Origin of the sequence: Leptolyngbya sp. FACHB-36, from assembly GCF_014695955.1 — a bacterium.
In the GTDB taxonomy this organism is placed as follows: Bacteria; Cyanobacteriota; Cyanobacteriia; order Leptolyngbyales; family Leptolyngbyaceae; genus FACHB-36.
The window spans coordinates 1-19,376 of sequence record NZ_JACJPG010000290.1; the positions used below are offsets into that span (position 1 = coordinate 1).

Below are 19,376 nucleotides of genomic sequence, written 5' to 3' on the forward strand. Positions count from 1 at the left end.
ACTCGCGCGACAGGGTGCTCCACAAACGGACGAATCAGGTCCACTGTTTCCACAGCAGACAGCAGCCCCAAGGCTTCGATCGCCGCATCGCAGGGTTGCGTCAGATGGGGTTGTCCTGGAACGAACTGAGCGGCAGCAACACCGCCGTCCAGTAGCGCGGTCAAGGCTGGAACGCTGCTTGGATCGCCCAGCATTCCGAGCGATTGAGCTGCCGCTTCTCGCACGTAGAAGTCTGAGCACTCCAAACAGCGAATCAGCCCAGGTACGGCGCTACGATCGCCCAGCTTGCCCAGTGCTCTCGCCGCATTACGTCGCAGCGGGTAGCCTCCAAGCACGGTACGATCTGCGTCATCCTCTAGCGCTGCAGTCAGTGCGGCAATGGCAGCGGGGTCACGCACCCGGAACTTGCCGAGCCACCAAGCCGCGTAGTAACGCAAGCTCAAGTCCTCATGGCGCAGATTGGCGATCGCCTGCTCTACGGTAAGGCTTTGAGCTTGGGGTTCCTGCGTTGACTCCACCATTGTTCGTTGGGTAATTTGTTCGCTCGTGCTCAAGCCTGAGCGGTTTCAGCAGTCAGCGGCTCGATTTTGATAATCTTGCCGCCTAAGCGCGTAATCCGCTGCATCTCTTCGCTCATCCGGGCGTAGGGCACCGTAATGAATACGCTGCCGCTTTGCCGGATGCTGTAGTTGTTTTTGTCGTTTTCTTCGTTCTGGCGCAAGCCGACGATTTCGTAGCGAAATACGCGGCTCGCTGCCGAAGAAATGCCGCCCGTTCCTACGGTGGTCTGACCAAACATGGCGATCGCTCCTGTAACGTGATAGGGGGATGACGCTAATAGCTATTTTGCTTTCGCATCGGTGACTTGCTGAGCTTCGGTCGCGGTGCCTTTGCCTTCTGCCGTTACGTCCTGATGAGCGGTAACGGCATCCGTTTTGGCGTTGCTGTTGCCATCTAACGTCATAGGCTCAATGCTGACAATCTTGCCGCCCATTTTCAGAATCCGCTGCATTTCTTCATTCATGCGGCTGTAGGGCACGGTAATGAAAAAGCTGCCGCTCTTACGAATTGGGTAGCTGAGCTGGTCGCTCTCGTACGTCTGTCGCATTCCCTCGACTTCGTAGCGGAACATGCGATTTTCAGCGCCAGTAAGTCGGCTGCTTCCCAGTGAGGCTTGACCAAACATGTGAATTTAGCTCCTAAATAGTCATTTATTAGTAATTAGAAATTAGCTTCTAGCGATCATCGATTTAGCCGTTGCTAAGAGACGAGCCGCTAGTGGCTAATTGGCTAACTGCTAATTAATTTCTAAGCTCGTGAAACGCTGACGATTCTGCCGCCCTGCTTAACGATTTCCTGCATCTTCTGAGACAGTTGCTCGTAGGGAACCAGAATGGCGTTGCTGCTGCGACGAACCTTGGGATAGCCCGGTTGCAGAATGCCTGTCACTTCTAGGCGATAGACCCGTCCGCTTTCCTCACTGGTGCCGCCCAAGGCTTTCCGGGGAGCCGCGTCTTGAGGAATTGCGGTGTGCCGCCAGCTAGAGCCGCCACCAGAGGGGCGAGCAATATTCGATGCTGTGTTTTGACCTAACTCGCGAGTCAGGCGCGGCGAGATGCCGCCGATTTGACCTCGATCGTTACTTGCATAGCCGCGATACAGCCGGAACAGGCGCGTAAAGCCAACCGTCCGAACTCCCGGCTCCACTTTGAATCCGGTGTAGTAGGGTACAACGTTGTTGCCGAATTTGTTTTGGTACTCGTCGCTGTCGATATGCGAGTCGATTTCTGCGTCGTAGCCTTGTTCTTCAACTAAACCCGTGTGGTCTGCCCATTCCCGCTCGTCGTAGGGAGGACGACCAAGCAGGTGTTTAAAGTTGAGTTCAACAAAGCGTTGATTTGAGTTGGAATAGAAAAATTTGTTTTTGTACAAATCCGACTTAGCCACTGCACGCACAAAGTCGCGCACAGTGATGCTGCCTTGGCGCAGCAGCGACTCTGCTGAGGTCAGGCGCTCTGACTTCATCACGTAGTCATTGCCCAACACCTGACGGTATACACCGCGAAACACCGTTTGTAGTTCGTCTTCGGTCCAGTCTGGACGCAGTTCAAGTCTTGACGAAGCATCAAAAGCGGACAACCCCAAAGGTCCGGCTGCCGCTAAATTGTTTACCTCTAAACCAACCATTAAATTGCCCATGCTTGTTTCCCCAAAGCGACCATTAAGATTTTTATAGTGAAACGGAAAAATAATGCCCGGAAGATTCAGCAACCGTTAGCACCGCCAACACTCGCTGACCCTTCCGGGCATCGCAGCTAAGCGTTAGCTCAGCGCGTTAATGGCGTAATCGATGTAGGTGTTGGCTTGGTTCGCAGCTTGACCACTGAGACCATGATTTGCCTTGATGTGGTTCAGCGCTTCAACGTACCAGCTGGGGGACAGTTCGTAAGCGCGGTTGATTTCGTCCAGACCTGCAATCAGGTACTCATCCAGAGGACCGGTGCCGCCAGCAATCAAGCTGTAGGTCACCAGGCGCAGGTAGTGACCGATGTCACGAGCGCACTTGGACTTACCGCGAGAATCCGCTGCGTACTGAGGACCCTGCATTTGGGTGGTGTAGGGAAACTTCTGGTACACCGCGTTGGCTGCACCGTCGATTAGCTTCTGAGCGTTTTGGCTCAGAGCGCGAGCGGCTTCCAGACCAGCAACGGCTTGCTCGAAGCGACCGTTTGCGGCTTGCAGTTCAGTGTTGCCGAGAAAGCGTCCTTGAGTATCGGCGGATGCGATTGCTTCAGTGATAGGTGTCTTCATTGTTCAAATATCTCCCTAAGGGTTGTCCTGCAAAGTTTTAGTGAAAACCATTAGCCATCCGGCTCAAATGCTATAAGCGCATCCAACCGGAACGATTCAAACTGCAATTAAGCAACTGCCGAAGCTGCACGATCGAAGTAGCTAGCCAGTTCCGAGATAACTGCACTGCAATCACCCTTAACGATGCCAGGAGCACTGGGGTCGTTCGCGATCGCAATTGCGATGTCCTTCATTTTCTGGACACCAGCAGCGGTCGAACCACCGGGTACGCCCAGAGCTTGGTAGGTTTCCCGCAGACCGTTCAGGCAGCGATCGTCGAGAACGCTAGAGTCACCAGCCAGCAATGCATAAGTTACGTAGCGCAGAATGATTTCCATATCGCGCAGGCAAGCAGCATTACGACGGTTCGTGTAAGCGTTTCCACCCGGAGCAATTAGCTGGGGCTGCTCTTCAAACAAAGCACGAGCGGCATCGGTGACGATGCTAGAAGCGTTGGTGCTGATGCGGTTAACCGCATCGATGCGCTTGTTGCCTTCTTTGATCAGGTTGGTCAGAGCGTCGAATTGACCGCCGCTGAGGAATTCACCCTTGGCATCAGCCTGAGAAACAACCTTGGCAAATGCGTCTAGCATGGATTTTTCTCCTAAGAATTGGTTGAGTTTCGGTTTTTGATGGTTCAAACTGTGGAGCAGTTTGGAAAGGTTCAACAACCGCTATGGCAAGGCGCTAACTCACGTCGCTCACTCTGCTCACTCGCACATGAAGTTTGTAACGTGGTGAACAGTTAAGAAATCTGAGAAAATTTCATAGTTGTATGAGAGACCTGAAACCATGCTGAATCAGCACTTTAATTACCATCTGCCTGTTGCTATCCCCTTCAGGTTCTCTTTATACAACGCCGTTAGGTGCATTTTTAATTACAAGTTGTTAACTTACGCAAAGTAGGAGAAATAATTCGTGGATGCAAGACGTAGAGGGCGTTCTCTAACTTTCAGCTCAAACAAATCGAAATATTCTGTTACATAAAGTTGATGCATTTAGTAAGATTTCACTGAGCATGGATTCTGAAGATTTTCCTCGAAGTCGTGTCCTAGAAAGAGAAGTAAACAAATTAAGCAGGAAAGATTTTAAGAAGGAATAGACGTTGATTTGTTGCAGAATGTAAATCTACTTTGAGCAGACAGGTTTAAGTTTGATGAAGATGGCGCCTTCGCAAGACGTCCTGCAGCGTTGTGAAGGTGTGGGGCAACGGCGCGATCGCCTCAATCAGCTCGCTCGATATGGGATGGTGCAGCCGTAGCCGCCACGCGTGCAGCGCTTGTCCTGGCAGGTTAACGCCGATCGATCGCCCAGAACTGTACAGTGGGTCACCCACGACAGGATGTCCAATATGAGCCGCGTGGAGCCGAATCTGGTGGGTTCGTCCGGTCTCTAGCTCAAAGGTGATTAGCGTGTAGTTGCCTAGGCGCTCGGTTACGTGCCAGTGAGTGACTGCGCGGCGTCCTCCGTCCGTTTCGGGCACGATCGCCATTTTTTTGCGGTCTACTGGATGGCGACCGATGGGAGCGTCGATCGTGCCGTGATCAGCAGGAGCACCGTACACCACAGCTAGGTAGTCGCGGCGAGCCGTTTTGTTCTGAAACTGCTGTTGCAGGTGATGATGCGCGAGGTCGGTTTTGGCAATGGCGATCGCTCCGCTGGTGTCTTTGTCCAGTCGATGTACGATTCCTGGACGCTGAGTGCCACCAATGCCGGAAAGGGTGCTTTTGCCATCGGGCGTACGGCAGTGAGCTAGCAGCGCGTTAACCAGCGTCCCGCTGGCATGTCCTGGAGCGGGGTGCACGACGAGTCCCACAGGCTTGTTAAGAATCAGCAGGTGGTCGTCCTCGTAGAGAATGTCGAGGGGGATTTCCTCGGGTTGCAGGTCCAGTGGCGCGGCGTCGGGGATTGTGACCTGAATGTGGTCGCCCACTTGCACAATCGCCTTTTTGGAGGTGCACGTGCCGTTTCGCTGCACCTGTCCCTCCGTAATCAGCTTTTGCAGCCGCGATCGTGAAAGGCCAGTTAATTCATTTGCCAGATATACATCAAGGCGTTCTCCCGCCTCTTCGACCTGTAATTCAATTTGTGAGGACACGTTCAACCAGAAATGTGAGCAATTCCAATTGTGCCGTGTAATCCAGTTGCTAAGAGCTAATCGCGGGTAGTTAGCTATACCAACACCGTTGAGGGCTTCCACTGCTCCAGACCCTTCAGCACCTGATCGGCGGTTGCCGTCCAGCCAACGATGCCGCCTTGAGCGCGGACCATCGCCAGCGTTGCCTGCTTGAACTCCGGAAAGTAGCTCTCGGTGCAGTCTTCAACCATGAGGCACTCGTAGCCGCGATCGTTCGCCTCCCGCATTGTGGTCTGGACACAGACTTCGGTGGTTACGCCTGTAATGAATAAATGCGTAATCGAATGCTGCTGCAAAATAGTCGCTAGCTCGGTGTTGTAGAACGCGCCCTTCCCCGGTTTGTGAATCACAAACTCACCCGGAAGTGGTGCTAGTTCAGCAATAATGCCGTTTCCCGGTTCGCCTTTCACCAGAATCCGCCCCATCGGTCCCTCAGCGCCGATCGTCAAGCGGCTGCGTCCGCGCTTAATTTTGCTGGGCGGGCAGTCGGAGAGGTCAGGCTGGTGGCATTCCAGCGTGTGAATAATGGGCAATTGCAAGGTTCGGAAGCCATCCAGGAGCCGTTTTAGGGTGGGAACAATCGCCTGCAATCGCGTTACGTCATTTCCCAGTGCATCTCCAAATCCGCCTGGTTCTAGAAAATCCCGCTGCATGTCAATAACAACGAGGGCTACCTGGCTAACTTCTGGCAACTCGTAATCGTAAGGCTGAGCCGAAATAGACGCCAAGCGCACCTCCATCAAATTTTGAATTTTGAATTCTTAATTTTGAATTCTCTAATGTCCTGCCATGCTGTGACCAATCGTGGCAAAATCTGCTGATTCAATTGGGCTTTCGTAGGCGAAGTGACCGCCGCTAATCACCAAAATGCGATCGGACAGCTTCAGCAACTCGTCCAAATCCTCGCTGACGAGCAGCACCGCAACGCCACGATTTCGCGCTTCTAGAATTTGCCCATGAATGTAGTCCACAGCCGCAAAATCTAACCCAAAGCAGGGGTTAGCGGCAATCAGAAGCTGGATATGGTCGGAGTGTAACTCTCGCGCCAGAACCGTGCGCTGGACGTTGCCGCCAGATAAATTGCTCACGGGCGTCTCTGGCGAGGGAGTTTTTATTTTGAACGTGTTGATCAGACCCACTGCGGTGTCGCGGATAGCTTTGAACACGAGCAGAATGCCACCTTTAGCCTGTGGGGGGCGATCGAACGTTCGCAGCGCCAGATTTTCTGCCACGCTCATGTGGGGCACACAGGCATTTTTCAGTGGCTCCTCCGGCAGTACAAACACGCGATGCTTGGACATCTCAGCCCGAGTGGCGCTGTACGGTTCTCCATTAATCAACACCTGCCCACTGGTCGCAGGACGCTGCCCCGCCAACACCTCCACCAGTTCTCGCTGTCCGTTGCCAGAAATTCCGGCAATACCGACAATTTCGCCCGTGTGAACGGTCAAATTAACGCCGCCAACGGCTTCTAGCCCATTGTCTTTGTTAGCGTGCAGATTACTCAGTTGCAGCACCGGAACCGATTCGGCTTGGACTGTTTTCTCGACAGGCTGCGGCTGTCGCTTTTCGCCCATCATCATTTCCGCCATGTCTGCCACGCTGAGGTCGCGCACACGTCCGTGTCCAGCAAATTTGCCTTTGCGGAGCACCGTAATTTCATCCACAAACGCGGTGACTTCTCGGAACTTGTGGCTAATCAGCAAAACGCTCAGTTTACCGTCCGTCACTTGCTCTCGAATTAGCCCCAGCACTTCATCAGCCTCTCCCGGCGTCAGCACCGAAGTTGGCTCATCCAAAATTAAAATTTTGCACTGGAGGTATAGCTGCTTGAGGATTTCGAGCTTTTGCTTTTGTCCGGCGGCGAGTTGGGCGATCGGCACATCTAGCGGCACCTTGAACGGAGCCGTTTGCATAAACGCGCTTAGCTGCTCATACTCCGCTTTCCAGTTGATCAGGTTGGCGCTACCAAAGCGCGACAGCACCAAATTTTCTGCTACGGTCATCGCCGGAACGGACGTAAAGTGCTGGTACACCATGCCGATGCCGTACTGGTGAGCATCACGAGGGCTGCTGATCTGGCACACCTGCCCGTTGATCTGCACCGCGCCAGACGTAGGCGTGTAAAATCCCATGACGCACTTAACCAGCGTGCTTTTTCCGGCTCCGTTCTCACCTAGCAGCGCGTGGAACGTTCCGGGCTTAATCGTCATTGAAACGTTGTCTAGTGCCACTAAGCTGCCGAAGCGCTTTGTCATGTTGACAACTTGCAGTTCGGGAGGCGCAGATGGATGAGGAGCGCTACGCACGATCGAATGAGACTGGGTGTTTACAACTTCTGTCATTTTGCCCTCCGCAGGGGGTTGGGGAATAGGGACACTCTCCTAGCCGTTAATCGTTCCTAACGCTCCGGGTGCGCCTGTAATCGTCTTCTTGGGTGAGCAGGTAATTACCATGACTAGAAGCGTCAGGATGTAAGGCGTGGCGTTAAATAAGTAGTAGCCGCCCTCGACGCCAATCGCTTGCAGAGCAGGACCGATCGACTGCGCTCCACCAAAGAACAGCGATGCCCAAAGACACTGGATCGGATTCCAGCGCGCAAAGATCACTAGCGCCACCGCCATGAGTCCCTGACCGCTGGAGATGCGCTCTGACCAGAGACCTGGATAGACCAGCGACAGGTACGCGCCGCCGATGCCTGCCAAGAAGCTGCCCGCAATAATGCACAGCATCCGCACCCGCTTGATCGACACGCCCATTGCCAGCGCTGCATCTGGACTATCACCAACCGCCCGCACAAATAAGCCCCAGCGCGTGTTTCTGAAGAACCACTGCATCGCAAACGGAATCAGCAGTCCGATCAAAAACAGCGGACTAATCTTGAGTGCGGCCTGTAGCTGCGGCGAGGAACTCCATGCGCCGAGATCGATCGTCGGTAGCGGTGGCGCTTGTGGCTGAATGAACGGTTTGCCCAGAAAGAAGGCTAACCCGCTGCCAAAGATAATCATGGCGATGCCTACTGCCACATCATTCACCTTTGGCTGCTGGGACAGCCATGCATGAATAAAGCCCATGCCCATACCCGCAATGCCCGCCACCAGCACGCCTAGCCACGGCGACAGGGCAGGACCGATCGTGTCCTGAGCCAAATACGACACAGCGTAGGCGCTCATTGCGCCCACTAGTAGCGTGCCCTCTAGACCCAGATTAATCTTGCCGCTTTTCTCCGTCAGACACTCTCCTAGGCTGACAAACAAAAATGGTGCGCTTCCCCGTAGCGTTCCTGCCAAAATGCCCAAAGGAACGCCCCACCAGCCTATTGCTTCTGTTGCCATTCAGTTTCTCCAAACTCGTTATTGGGTATGAGTTGTGCGTCGATCGTGTTAGCCATAGCGTCTTCAAAAACTAATGGCTAACAACTGACAGCTTCAAATTGGAACTGCGGTCGATGAGGCAGGCGGGTCACTTTTCGGCTCAGGCTCTTTGAAGAGGGAGAGGCGTCCATAGAGCGAATCGCTAAACAGCACCACCAAGAAGACGAGTCCTTGAAACACGAGCACCGTTGCATCGGGTAAGTTCAGGGTTCGTTGGAGGGCGCCGCCGCTTGCCAGAATGCCGCCGAGCAGAATTGCTACGAGACTCGCTGCCAGCGGATTGTATCGGGCAACAAACGCCACCAGAATGCCTGCGTAGCCGTAGCCTGCGACCAATGACTCGTTCGCTCGGCTGTGAACCGCTGCGACTTCCACCATGCCCGCTAGTCCTGCGCAGGAGCCAGCCAGGAAGCAGATGATAATCGTCAGCTTGCCCACGGGCAATCCAGCGATTCGCGCCGCTTTAACGTTGCCACCAGCCGTTCGGGCTGCAAATCCAAAAGTTGTTTTCTGAATTAGGAAATAGGCGATCGCGCAGGCAATCAACCCGTAAATCAACCCGTAATGAATGCGCGTGAATGGAAGTGAGCCCAGCTTAGCCACGTCGGGAATCGGGTAGCTCGAAGGTTTGTTGAGCGAACTGGGATCCTTCATCGGTCCGCCGACTAGATGATTTAGCAGGGCGATCGCGATGTAATTCATTAGCAGGCTGCTGATCGTTTCATTAACAGCGCGGTAGTGCCGCAGCGCTCCCACAATCGCGATCCAGACACCGCCCGCTACAATGCCTGCGATCGCCATTGCAATCTGAGTGACAACGGGTGGTGCAGTGGGTCCAACGGTGAGTCCGGCAATCACCGCACCAATGCCACCAATGACCAGTGCGCCCTCGTTGCCAATGATCATCAGTCCTAACCGAGCGGGCAACGCCGTACAGAGCGACGTTAGCATCAGCGGTGCTGCCCGAATCAGCGTGTTCTGGAAGGAAAACCAACTGCCAAAGGCGGCTTTGTAGATTGCGCCATACACAGCAAATGGGTTGGCTCCCGCTGCGGCGCAAAAAGCGCCAAACAGCACCAGCGAAAATAGAAGCGCCGCGATCGGGATTGCGATCGCTTCCGCAGTCTTGCGCCATTGAGAATACCGCACCATGACTCTCACCATCGATCCGTATTAGCGAACTTATTTAGCGACCCAATTACCCTGCGCCTAATGGGATGTGCAACTCAGTATGCAGCGTTAGACCTGCCAATACTACATAGACGCCTCACAGATGCGGATTCATGCAGGTAACTCAGCAGGTTTCTGCCAGCCTAGTAGAAAAACATGGGCTAGAGTGTGTCACATTTGACGGTTTGCAACGGCGTCCGTGTCAGGTGACGGAGTGATCCAACCCTGCTGTAAACAGTTGCCCCGTCAGCTTTAAGCAGTCTCCAACTTTTTGCTTCAAATTCGTATTGCAGCGGTCCGAATGAAGATTGAAACGCAAGTTTATAAGGAGTCAATAAATCGCGGAGTTGTTTGTAGTTTCGTATACTTTCGTATGTTAGAGTTAAGAAGTAGAAATGCAAGTCCAGGCAGCCATTTACAGTCCGAAACTGTATCTGGGCGACCTGTTGTCAATCGGGGGCTTTAGCTGACTCGCAGCGTTGCCCTCAACATCCTAAAGTGTGATTGTTAGAGAGGTAAAGGTCAGCGTGGGTCAGCCTTCCCCCAATTTGCGCCGCTACGATGCGAGCGCGATCGCTCAATATTATCGCTATCGCCCCTGGCGAGCCATCTGGCGGGCGCTCCGTGTCGCCCTGTCTTTCTTAGGCTTTTTCTTAAGCCTGAGGTGGGACGCATGGCAGCTTCAGGAAACGGAAAATTTGCCAAAGCGTGCGAGGCAACTTCGCCGCATTTTAATCCGCCTTGGTCCAACGTTTATTAAGGTCGGTCAGGCGCTTTCCACGCGACCCGACCTTGTTCGCAAAGACTTCCTCGATGAATTAGTCAAACTGCAAGATCAGCTTCCGCCCTTTTCCACCCCTCTTGCCTTCAGCATTGTGGAGCGTGAACTTGGGCGATCGATCCCAGACAGCTTCAGCCAAATTTCTCCTGAACCTGTGGCCGCTGCCAGTTTGGGTCAGGTGTACCGCGCTCGTCTGCACAGCGGTGAAGAAGTTGCCGTTAAAGTTCAGCGCCCCCATCTTCTACCTGTGATGACGCTGGATTTATATCTGATGCGCTGGGCGGCGAATCAGTTCGGTCCCTGGCTACCACTGAACTTGGGGCACGATCTGACGCTGATTGTGGATGAGTTCGGCACCAAGCTATTCGAGGAAATTGACTACCTCAACGAAGGACGCAACGCCGAAAAGTTCGCAACTAATTTCCGTGACGACTCGACTGTTAAGGTGCCAGCAATCTACTGGCGCTACAGCAGCCAGCGCGTTTTGACGCTGGAGTGGATTCATGGCTTTAAACTAACAGACACCGATCGCATTCAGGAAGCCGGACTGGATACCAATGCTCTGATTCAAATTGGCGTTACAGCGGGCTTGCGGCAGCTACTCGAATTTGGTTTTTTCCACGCCGATCCGCATCCAGGCAACTTATTTGCGATGGCACCCCACTGCACGGTGGAGAATGGGCAAATTGCCAATTCCTCTCAGCAGCTTGAGGCGCAAATGGCGTATATCGACTTTGGCATGATGGATCAGCTAGAGGAATCTGCCAAAGAAACCCTCGTGGACGCCGTAGTTCATCTAATCAACAAAGACTACGCCGAACTGGCACACGATTTTGTCAAGCTGGGCTTTCTAACGCCGGATACCGACATTCGCCCGATCATGCCGGCGCTTGAAGCGGTGCTCGGCGACATTGTGGGCGAAAGCGTTCAGAACTTCAACTTTAAGACGATCACTGATCGTTTCTCGGAGCTGATGTATGACTATCCGTTCCGTTTACCCGCGAAGTTCGCGCTAATCATTCGATCGCTGATTACTCAGGAAGGCTTGGCGCTGACTCTGAATCCCAACTTCAAGATCGTTGAGGTTGCCTATCCCTACGTAGCGAAACGTCTGCTAACTGGAGAGTCTCCGGCGCTGCGTCGTCGTCTGCTAGAAGTGCTGTTCAAGGATGGCAAGTTCCAGTGGGAGCGCCTAGAGAATTTGATCGCGATCGCCCGCAGCGATGGTCAATTTGATCTGCTGCCAACGGCACAACTGGGAATACAGTACCTCCTCTCTGAGGAGGGCAAGTTCCTGCGTCGCCAGTTGCTCATTGCCCTGACCGAAGACAATCGTCTGCATACAGAAGAGGTTCAGCGGCTGTGGGAGCTGATCAAAGACGATCTGCAACCCGCTCGCCTGTGGGGTGCTGCGATCGAGGCGCTGACAGAGTTCTCGACGGCTGGAACCGCCGCGTTGCTTCCGTCTGCGTTTCTGCGTCGGGAGTAAGTGCTTCCCCTGGCTGCCGTCCTTCTTGTACCCTGTTCTCTGTACCCTACCCGTGAAGAGGACTGCCCGTGTATTATTCCATTCCTGATCCCCCATATTTCCTGCTGGTTGCTGGCTTCCTTGTAAGTTTGGCGTCGGGCGCTGCATTTGAGGCGGTATTGAAGCAGTCCGTTCAAGAATGGGCAAAAAATCGATCGACGCGCACTCTAGCCAACATGCAAGGAATGCCGCTGTTTCTTCCGTTTATGGGAATTGTGTTTGGCGTCTGCTTGTTTTTGTCGTCAGGAATGGAAGTCTTTGGATTTTCTACTCAGCTTGCTTACGCGGTTTCCGTTCCGCTAACGCTGTTTATTGGTTGGCTAGTCTGGTCGCAACTCAGCAAAATTCTGGTGCAGCTAGAGCGCGGCGGCTCGAAAGCGCTGGATCTCGATTCGCTGTAGGGACTTCAGAGCCACGATTGCTTCGAAGCTTCTGGGCCAATGCTGGGTGATCGCAGCGGCTGTGCTTGTAGTGCTGCCGCTGCTGGCATTGGCAGGAATCCTTTTGAGTCGAAGTAGCGCAGCTGACCGAAACTAACGCGAGTTCGGTTAGTTTCGGTCATTCAACGGCGTATTCTCTATGATCAAGTAAGACCGAATTAAGACACTCTCATGCAATTTATTGACCAGGCAGAAATCCAGGTACAAGCAGGCGACGGCGGCGACGGACTCGTTGCTTTCCGGCGCGAGAAATATGTGCCCACCGGAGGACCGTCTGGCGGCAATGGTGGTAGAGGTGGGTCAGTTTTTCTCAAAGCCGTACAAAATTTGCAAACGCTACTGGATTTCCAGTACAACCACATCTTTAAGGCTGACAACGGGGCACGCGGCGGACCTAATAACCGCACGGGAGCCGCAGGGCGCGATCGCGTCATTGAAGTTCCCTGTGGCACGATGATCTACAACGCTGACACGAACGAGCTGCTGGGCGATCTTGTAGAGCCGGAGCAAACCTTTTGTGTCGCGCGGGGCGGTAAAGGTGGACTCGGCAATCAGCATTTCCTCAGTAATCACAATCGTGCGCCAGAAAAAGCTCTGCCGGGGCTGCCCGGAGACGTACGATCGCTGCGGCTGGAACTAAAGCTGCTGGCAGAAGTTGGCATCATTGGGTTACCCAATGCCGGGAAGTCAACCCTGATTGCGGCGCTTTCTGCCGCCCGACCCAAAATCGCTAACTACCCCTTCACCACGCTGGTGCCGAATCTTGGCGTTGTTCGTAAACCAAGCGGAGACGGCACCGTGTTTGCAGATATTCCCGGACTGATTGAGGGTGCTCACCTCGGCGTGGGACTGGGGCACGACTTTCTGCGGCACGTGGAGCGGACTCGCCTACTGTTGCATCTGATCGATGCGACAGGGGAAGACCCGATCTCGGACTACCAAACGATTCAGCAAGAGCTTGGCGCTTACGGACGCGGTTTAGCCGATCGCCCACAAATTTTGGCGTTGAACAAGATCGATGCCGTAGAGCCCGACGAGCTAATTGCGCTGGTTGAGCGCCTACAGGATCTGACTCAATCTGCTGTATTTCAAATTTCCGCGGTGACACGTGCTGGCTTAGATGCTTTACTGCGCAAGATCTGGCAGGAGCTAGAGCAGCTAGAGCAGCTAGAAGTCGATGAAGCCGTTGCGCCGTTGAGCAGCGAATCGCGCGATTCGCTGCTCGCGTAGCGAATGGACTACTGCGGGGCGTCGGATTGAGCGGGGCCATCTGCGGCGTCCCTCGCCGCAGGGGTTACAGGAGGAAGCGCGTTTGCCTGTACGCCTGCCGGACGGTTAAAGAACTGATAGGTGGTGCGAGAGATCTGACGAATGAGATCCTGGGCGCGGGAGTCGTTGAAGGGGCGCTTGACTAGCACCGCGATCGCGTAGCGCTTGCCGTTGGGTAAGTCTACTAGCCCGACATCGCCCACCATCGAACCGATATCTCCGGTCTTGTGAGAGATGGCAGCCCCATCGCCCAAGCCACGCGGCAGCAGGGAGTCGGTTTCCACCTTCTGCATGATGTCTAACAGGCGATCGCGCGATCGCATCGACACAAAGTCACCCTGACTCAGCCGCGCCATCAGCAGCACCATATCTTTAGGACTGGTCGTGTTCGTGCCTTCCAAGTCCGGCAGGTTGTTGTTAATCACCGTCGAGGTGAGTCCCCACGACTTAAATCGCTGATTTAGCGCTGCAATGCCACCCAATCGTGTAATCACCATATTTGTCGCCGTGTTATCGCTGATGGTGATCATTTTTGTAACGGTTTCCAAGGCAGAAAACTGCGTTCCTGGCGGCTGGTACTGCATATCGCCCGACTCGGACGCGATTAACTCCTTCTGCATGATCAGCAGCTCATCCAGCCGAATTTTGCCCGCATCTACATCCTGGAAAAAGGCAATCAACACGGGCACCTTGATCGTGCTAGCGGCTGAGAATGAGGTAGAGCCGTTGACATCAACGTAGGCGTTGCCGTCTAAATCCAGCAGGAAAATGCCGGGCGCTACCTGTGGTGCATTCTGGGTAGCGAGGGCTTGCAGGGCTGGCTTGAGCGGAGCGAGTTCCGCTCCTAGAGAAGGCTGCTGGGGAGGAGCTTGGGTGGAAGCCGCAACGCTGGCTTTATTTGCTTGCTGCGAGGCTCCAGCCGGAGCGCGACTTGCCGGGTCCCATGCCGATAGAATCGTTCCAGCTAGGACACCAACGCCGACGCTAAAAATCAGCATTCGGGTTGCGTAGAGCGCCGCTGAAACGCCGCGACTGCGCGGGCGCGATCGCCGACGAGCCGGATCTCGGAATGCTGTTACCGTTCCGATTCCAGACTGCTTACCCGAGCGGTTTTCAACTAGGGATAGCGGACGATCGCGCGGGTCTTGACGTGTAGAGGACGGTCCTACGCGGCGCGACGTTTGTAGCCGAGTTGGCTGATCGAACTGCAGCACCGTTGCCGTCGAGGATCGGCTCCGCAATGGGGAACGCTCTGTCGGCACTGTTCGCTGGGTGGAACTGTAAAGCTGACGCCGTCGCGATCGACGGTCCTGCCCAAACAGCTGGTTCCACCAATGCTGCTTTGGACTGGTGCTGCGGGCAGCAGAACCCGGGCTTGATTGCCCAAGGCGAGTTTGGGATGGGAACTGCCGAGGCTTCCCCGCTAGGTTAGACGATCGATTCAGCGCGGCAGAATCGCGGTTCCGCAGTTGGCGCGACAGATCCCTTGGTGGCATACTCGACTCCGATCAGGTTGCGACGGAAAAAGTTAACCAGCATTGTAGACGAAAGCCTCTTAAAAAATTCTTTAATCTGCTTTAGATTTCATTGCCCATTCAACTTGGCTAAGAATTCCACGTAGCATTGCTACCTCCGTCTCAGACGGCAAGGCGCGATTAAACAAGCGGCGAAATTTTTTCATGCGGCTGTCGGCGGTGTGGGGATAGAGGTAGCCAATCTGCAACAGAACGGCTTCGAGCTGTTGATAATATCCCTCGAGCACGTCCAGCGACGCGGGCGGCTCGGACGTAACGGCATCGCGCAGAGGAACTAGTTCGGAGGCGCGATCGTCCGGTCTCTCTATCTCAGCTACCTGCGTCAGTTCATAGCAGCAAATGGCAACTGCCTGCGCCAAATTTAATGCCGGATACATCGGATTCGCTGGGATACCAATGAAGCGCTGCGCGTAGCTGAGTTCGTCGTTGCTTAAGCCCCGGTCTTCAGGACCAAAGATCAGTGCGGTTTCGGCGTCAGTTAGCAGCCAGGGTAGCGCGGTTCTGGGATGCTCTAGAACCGTGTCAGCGCGGGGACGTCCTGTGGTCCCGATCGCTCGTTGGCAGCCTCGCAGTCCGTCTGGCAAGCTGTCCACAATCTGGGCCGCTTCTAAGACATCCGCAGCGTGAACTGCCATCTGACGCGCTTCTTCACCGAGGGGATCACAGTGTGGCTTGACGAGTACAAGCTGACTCAGCCCCATATTTTTCATCACGCGGGCGATCGACCCCACATTCAGCGGACCCGCAGGTTCGACTAAGACAATCCGCACGCTCTTCAAGGCAGCTATTTCAATCAATGCTAGGTTAAGACCTGTAACGCAATTCGTTGCTACCTCCACCCTACACGTTGATTCAGCGTCTATGCCGCGTGCTCGCTCTAAATCCGATTTGCCGACCAAAATTTGTCCTGTCTGCGATCGCCCTTTTACCTGGCGCAAAAAATGGGAAGATTGCTGGGATGAGGTGAAGTATTGCTCCGAACGCTGTCGGCGGCGGCGATCGCAAGCCAGTGATTCTTAGCGGTGAGCAGCGCGGTGAGCAGCCCTCATAGCGTTTCCCAATTTAGTGAGGTACACCTACAGAACCTATCTCTGCCTCCTGCAAGGGAAGGGAAGATTTTGCTTCCTCTGCGAGACGGAGAGGCTACAGCCTGCGGCATTCGAGAAAGGGGAGCCGAGTGTTCCTCAGCGGAGCAAGAACCGCCATAGCTGTTCGCTAATAGAAAGTCTGTGGGGAATGTTAGCGATCGACCATTGCGGCTAGCCAACCGTGCCATACTCATCTACTAACCACTAATAGCTAACAGCTTACCCATTTCGAGGTTCTACCCATGTCCAATGACCGCGTGCAGCCAAAGCTGATTATTCATGGAGGAGCGGGCAGCTCGCTCAAAGGGAAAGGCGGCGTTGAGGTTGTACGACAGTCGCTCTACATGGTGCTGAAGGAGGTCTATCCGCTGCTGCTGGCAGGTGCATCAGCGACTGAAGCAGTGGTTAAAGGCTGTCAGCTTTTGGAGGACGATCCTCGCTTTAATGCAGGAACGGGGTCAGTGCTGCAATCCGATGGACAAATTCGCATGAGTGCTGCCCTAATGGACGGAGCCGCTCAGCGCTTTAGCGGCGTGATCAATGTCTCTCGCGTGCAGAACCCAATTCTGCTGGCGCAGGCGCTACAGGATTCGCCCGATCGCATTTTGTCCGATCACGGAGCGGCGGAGCTGCTGCGGGAGCTAGAGCTGCCTGCGTACGACCCCCTGACCGAAATTCGCTTGCAGGAGTGGATTCTAGAGCGGCAGGGCAACTTCTCGAAGGAAATGGCAGGCGTTGTTGCAGAACGGGAACTTGTTGAGGAAACGGCTGGACGCGGCACGATCGGCGTGGTCGTTCTGGACAGTTTTGGACAGCTTGCGGCGGGCACCTCGACAGGCGGCAAAGGCTTCGAGCGGATAGGGCGCGTTAGTGACTCTGCGATGCCTGCCGGAAATTACGCGACGTCCCAATCCGCAATTAGCTGCACGGGTATTGGGGAAGACATCATTAATGAGTGCCTCGCGGCTCGAATTGCGGTGCGCGTGACGGATGGAGCCTCGCTCCAAGCGGCGTTTGAGCGATCGTTCAAAGAGGCATACCAAAACCAGCGAGATTTGGGCGCAATCGGACTTGATGCAGCGGGCGCGATTGCGTGGGGTAAAACGAGTGAGGTGCTGCTAGCGGGCTACCACACGGGCGACACGATCGGCGACACGCTGGAGTGGAACGATGGCAGCTTGGTCGGATTTGTGAAGTAGCGCTGCGTACTCAACTTGCCGTTGCGCTACAACTGGGCGCAGACCCTATAAATCCTCTAGATTGTGTCGATCGATGAGTTCTTGTTGCTCAGGCTGAATCAGCCACAGCTCCAACGCTTGAGTAACAATGGCGCTAATTGACTCATCACGCATTGCGGCGATGGTGCGGACGATCTTGTTTAAGTCGTCGGGTAGGTACACTCGTACTTCTGGTGTTTTCTTTCCTTTCTCTGCCATCAGTACAAGAGGGTTAGATTTGTTTAGCTTAAGTTTCCTACAATGCCTCAAGCTTCTGTGATGATGAAACTTTGATAAGAACCCGAGAAATAGACGCAGCAAATAACTGCTAAAAACACCCATTTAGTCAGACATTTATAACCTCGGGTTGCCAACCTAGAATCTAAACGGGTGTTAGTTAGGATTAGAGATTTGCCGTTTCATCTTGTACTCAGCGACGCTAAATCCAAGCTTCTCGTACAGATATTGTGCTTCATTTTGAACCAGGACATTTAGGTTAGCTTCTTGGCATCCTTTTTCGCCTGACCACTGTAAAGCGGTCTCAATCAATCTCGTTGCAATCCCCAACCTTCTGTTTTTGGGAAGTACATATACAACGCTGACATGAAAGCTCTTGACTGGCACATATAGCTCGAAAGCTTGAACGATCGAGCCTTCAAGGTATCCCACGATTTCACCATCACTCTCGGCGCATAAATACAGCTCATTAGGTTCCTCGATTTCTGCAACAACTCGTGTGAGAAAGTTTGACCAAACTGTTGCATCTGGGTTTACCGCCTGTCCGTTGATTGCAGCTAAATCTTGCAGCATTGAGCGGATAAAGTACACGATCGCCTCAGAATCGTTCACGGTAGCCTGTCGAATCAGCATGGGTTTGTTGAGATGAACCGTAATGATTTGTAGCGCAGGGTGCTGCAAACGAAAATTCTTTAGCAGCAATCCTTCAGCAGCAAATAAGGGGATAGTACATCACCCCAAATGCTCGCGGCATATTCCAAACGGCGATCGCTTTCCCGTGATACCAACGCAAGCAAAAATCCCCCACCGTGAGGCAGGGGATTTTTATTAGCTATCTAGCCAACTAACTACGTCAACCAAATTTACCAGCGGTTGAAGCAATCAGGAAGGCAGCGTAGGTGAGGATATAGCCCACTGTAAAGTGAACGAGACCCGTCAACCAGCCTTGAACGATCGACAGAGCCACAGGCTTGTCTTTCCAACGAAGCAGGTTAGCTAAAGGCGTACGCTCGTGCGCCCAGACCAGAGTTTCGATCAGCTCTTGCCAGTAGCCTCTCCAAGCGATCAGGAACATGAATCCAGTTGCCCAGACCAAGTGTCCAAAGAGGAACATCCAAGCCCAAACCGCTAGGTTATTCATGCCGTACGGGTTGTAGCCGTTGATCAGCGGGCTGGAGTACAGCCACAGGTAGTCACGTAGCCAACCCATCAGGTATGTGGAGCTTTCATTGAACTGCGACACATTACCAGACCAGATCGCCATGTGCTTCCAGTGCCAGTAGAACGTGACCCAGCCGATCGTGTTCAGCATCCAGAAGATGGACAGATAGAAGGACTGCTCCCAAGCAGAGGTTTGGCAAGTGCCACCTCGACCCGGACCATCGCAAGGGAAGGTAAAGCCGAAGTCCTTCTTGTCAGGCATTAGTTTGCTGCCGCGAGCGTCCAGCGCACCTTTGACACAAATCAGCGTGGTGACATGCAGACCCAGCGCGATCGCGTGGTGAACCAGGAAGTCGCCAGGACCAATCGTCAAGAACAGCGAGTTGGTGCCGTTGTTGATCGCATCCAGCCAGCCCGGTAGCCACACGTTGCCGTAGTTGGGCCAAGCGGTGGTCGCAATACTGTCTGGATTAGACAGCAAGGCATTCATGCCGTAGACCACCTTACCGTGGGACGCCTGAATGAACTGAGCAAACACCGGCTCAATCAGGATTTGCTTTTCAGCCGCACCGAAGGCAACCTGCACATC

The 19,376-nt window shown here is 54.0% G+C and carries 20 protein-coding genes and 1 pseudogene; 5 read left to right on the forward strand and 16 right to left on the reverse strand.

What is annotated here, in order from left to right:
- The 11 genes from H6F43_RS07825 to H6F43_RS07875 all read right to left on the reverse strand — a co-directional run.
- The coding region (locus H6F43_RS07825) for a HEAT repeat domain-containing protein (RefSeq protein ID WP_190342239.1) at positions 1 to 521 on the reverse strand (521 nt) is incomplete at its 3' end.
- 29 nt (positions 522 to 550) lie between these two features.
- The gene (locus tag H6F43_RS07830) at positions 551 to 799 is read right to left on the reverse strand and encodes a phycobilisome linker polypeptide (RefSeq protein ID WP_190342240.1); all 249 of its coding nucleotides are present in this window, start codon (positions 797 to 799) and stop codon (positions 551 to 553) included.
- 42 nt (positions 800 to 841) lie between these two features.
- Complete coding sequence (locus H6F43_RS07835) at positions 842 to 1,186, reverse strand: phycobilisome linker polypeptide (protein ID WP_190342241.1); 345 nt, start codon at positions 1,184 to 1,186, stop codon at positions 842 to 844.
- Between the two features lie 122 nt (positions 1,187 to 1,308).
- Positions 1,309 to 2,199 (reverse strand): phycobilisome linker polypeptide, encoded by an 891-nt coding sequence (locus H6F43_RS07840; RefSeq protein WP_242025411.1) that lies wholly within the window; start codon positions 2,197 to 2,199, stop codon positions 1,309 to 1,311.
- 123 nt (positions 2,200 to 2,322) lie between these two features.
- On the reverse strand, positions 2,323 to 2,811 hold the full coding sequence (cpcA, locus tag H6F43_RS07845) for a phycocyanin subunit alpha (protein WP_190342242.1): 489 nt from the start codon (positions 2,809 to 2,811) through the stop codon (positions 2,323 to 2,325).
- A 107-nt stretch (positions 2,812 to 2,918) separates the two neighbouring features.
- Positions 2,919 to 3,443: a phycocyanin subunit beta gene (locus H6F43_RS07850; RefSeq protein WP_190342243.1), complete on the reverse strand. Its 525-nt coding sequence runs from the start codon at positions 3,441 to 3,443 to the stop codon at positions 2,919 to 2,921.
- Between the two features lie 554 nt (positions 3,444 to 3,997).
- On the reverse strand, positions 3,998 to 4,948 hold the full coding sequence (locus tag H6F43_RS07855) for an RluA family pseudouridine synthase (RefSeq protein ID WP_190342244.1): 951 nt from the start codon (positions 4,946 to 4,948) through the stop codon (positions 3,998 to 4,000).
- A 74-nt stretch (positions 4,949 to 5,022) separates the two neighbouring features.
- On the reverse strand, positions 5,023 to 5,715 hold the full coding sequence (locus tag H6F43_RS07860) for an isochorismatase family cysteine hydrolase (RefSeq protein ID WP_190342245.1): 693 nt from the start codon (positions 5,713 to 5,715) through the stop codon (positions 5,023 to 5,025).
- 48 nt (positions 5,716 to 5,763) lie between these two features.
- Positions 5,764 to 7,332 (reverse strand): ABC transporter ATP-binding protein, encoded by a 1,569-nt coding sequence (locus H6F43_RS07865; RefSeq protein WP_190342246.1) that lies wholly within the window; start codon positions 7,330 to 7,332, stop codon positions 5,764 to 5,766.
- Between the two features lie 39 nt (positions 7,333 to 7,371).
- Positions 7,372 to 8,322 (reverse strand): ABC transporter permease, encoded by a 951-nt coding sequence (locus tag H6F43_RS07870; protein ID WP_190342247.1) that lies wholly within the window; start codon positions 8,320 to 8,322, stop codon positions 7,372 to 7,374.
- A 93-nt stretch (positions 8,323 to 8,415) separates the two neighbouring features.
- Positions 8,416 to 9,513: an ABC transporter permease gene (locus H6F43_RS07875; RefSeq protein ID WP_190342248.1), complete on the reverse strand. Its 1,098-nt coding sequence runs from the start codon at positions 9,511 to 9,513 to the stop codon at positions 8,416 to 8,418.
- Between the two features lie 545 nt (positions 9,514 to 10,058).
- Here H6F43_RS07875 and H6F43_RS07880 point away from each other — a divergent pair.
- The 3 genes from H6F43_RS07880 to obgE all read left to right on the forward strand — a co-directional run bounded on the left by H6F43_RS07880 (position 10,059) and on the right by obgE (position 13,510).
- Positions 10,059 to 11,801 carry an AarF/UbiB family protein gene (locus H6F43_RS07880; protein ID WP_190342249.1) on the forward strand — a complete coding sequence of 581 codons (1,743 nt, stop codon included), beginning with the start codon at positions 10,059 to 10,061 and terminating at the stop codon, positions 11,799 to 11,801.
- 68 nt (positions 11,802 to 11,869) lie between these two features.
- Positions 11,870 to 12,241, forward strand: a complete 372-nt coding sequence (locus H6F43_RS07885; protein ID WP_190342250.1) for a hypothetical protein — start codon at positions 11,870 to 11,872, stop codon at positions 12,239 to 12,241.
- Between the two features lie 210 nt (positions 12,242 to 12,451).
- On the forward strand, positions 12,452 to 13,510 hold the full coding sequence (gene obgE, locus H6F43_RS07890; RefSeq protein ID WP_190342251.1) for a GTPase ObgE: 1,059 nt from the start codon (positions 12,452 to 12,454) through the stop codon (positions 13,508 to 13,510).
- A gap of 8 nt (positions 13,511 to 13,518) precedes the next feature.
- Here obgE and H6F43_RS07895 read toward each other — a convergent pair whose 3' ends face one another.
- Complete coding sequence (locus H6F43_RS07895; protein WP_190342252.1) at positions 13,519 to 15,045, reverse strand: serine hydrolase; 1,527 nt, start codon at positions 15,043 to 15,045, stop codon at positions 13,519 to 13,521.
- 71 nt (positions 15,046 to 15,116) lie between these two features.
- Complete coding sequence (locus H6F43_RS07900) at positions 15,117 to 15,878, reverse strand: TrmJ/YjtD family RNA methyltransferase (protein WP_190342258.1); 762 nt, start codon at positions 15,876 to 15,878, stop codon at positions 15,117 to 15,119.
- 67 nt (positions 15,879 to 15,945) lie between these two features.
- Here H6F43_RS07900 and H6F43_RS07905 point away from each other — a divergent pair, with 67 nt between their 5' ends.
- Positions 15,946 to 16,104 (forward strand): DUF2256 domain-containing protein, encoded by a 159-nt coding sequence (locus H6F43_RS07905; RefSeq protein WP_190342253.1) that lies wholly within the window; start codon positions 15,946 to 15,948, stop codon positions 16,102 to 16,104.
- Positions 16,105 to 16,414: 310 nt separating this feature from the next.
- A complete protein-coding gene (locus H6F43_RS07910) occupies positions 16,415 to 17,371 on the forward strand; it encodes an isoaspartyl peptidase/L-asparaginase (protein WP_190342254.1) in 957 nt (318 codons plus the stop codon).
- A 45-nt stretch (positions 17,372 to 17,416) separates the two neighbouring features.
- On the opposite strand, the gene H6F43_RS07915 is transcribed toward H6F43_RS07910, so the two are convergent.
- From H6F43_RS07915 to psaB, 3 genes and pseudogenes are all read right to left on the reverse strand, one after another.
- Positions 17,417 to 17,608 carry a hypothetical protein gene (locus H6F43_RS07915; protein WP_190342255.1) on the reverse strand — a complete coding sequence of 64 codons (192 nt, stop codon included), beginning with the start codon at positions 17,606 to 17,608 and terminating at the stop codon, positions 17,417 to 17,419.
- A gap of 174 nt (positions 17,609 to 17,782) precedes the next feature.
- Positions 17,783 to 18,259, reverse strand: a complete 477-nt coding sequence (locus H6F43_RS07920) for a GNAT family N-acetyltransferase (RefSeq protein WP_190342256.1) — start codon at positions 18,257 to 18,259, stop codon at positions 17,783 to 17,785.
- Positions 18,260 to 18,479: 220 nt separating this feature from the next.
- Positions 18,480 to 19,376 (reverse strand): annotated as a pseudogene (gene psaB, locus H6F43_RS07925) (photosystem I chlorophyll a apoprotein A2); the annotation flags it as partial.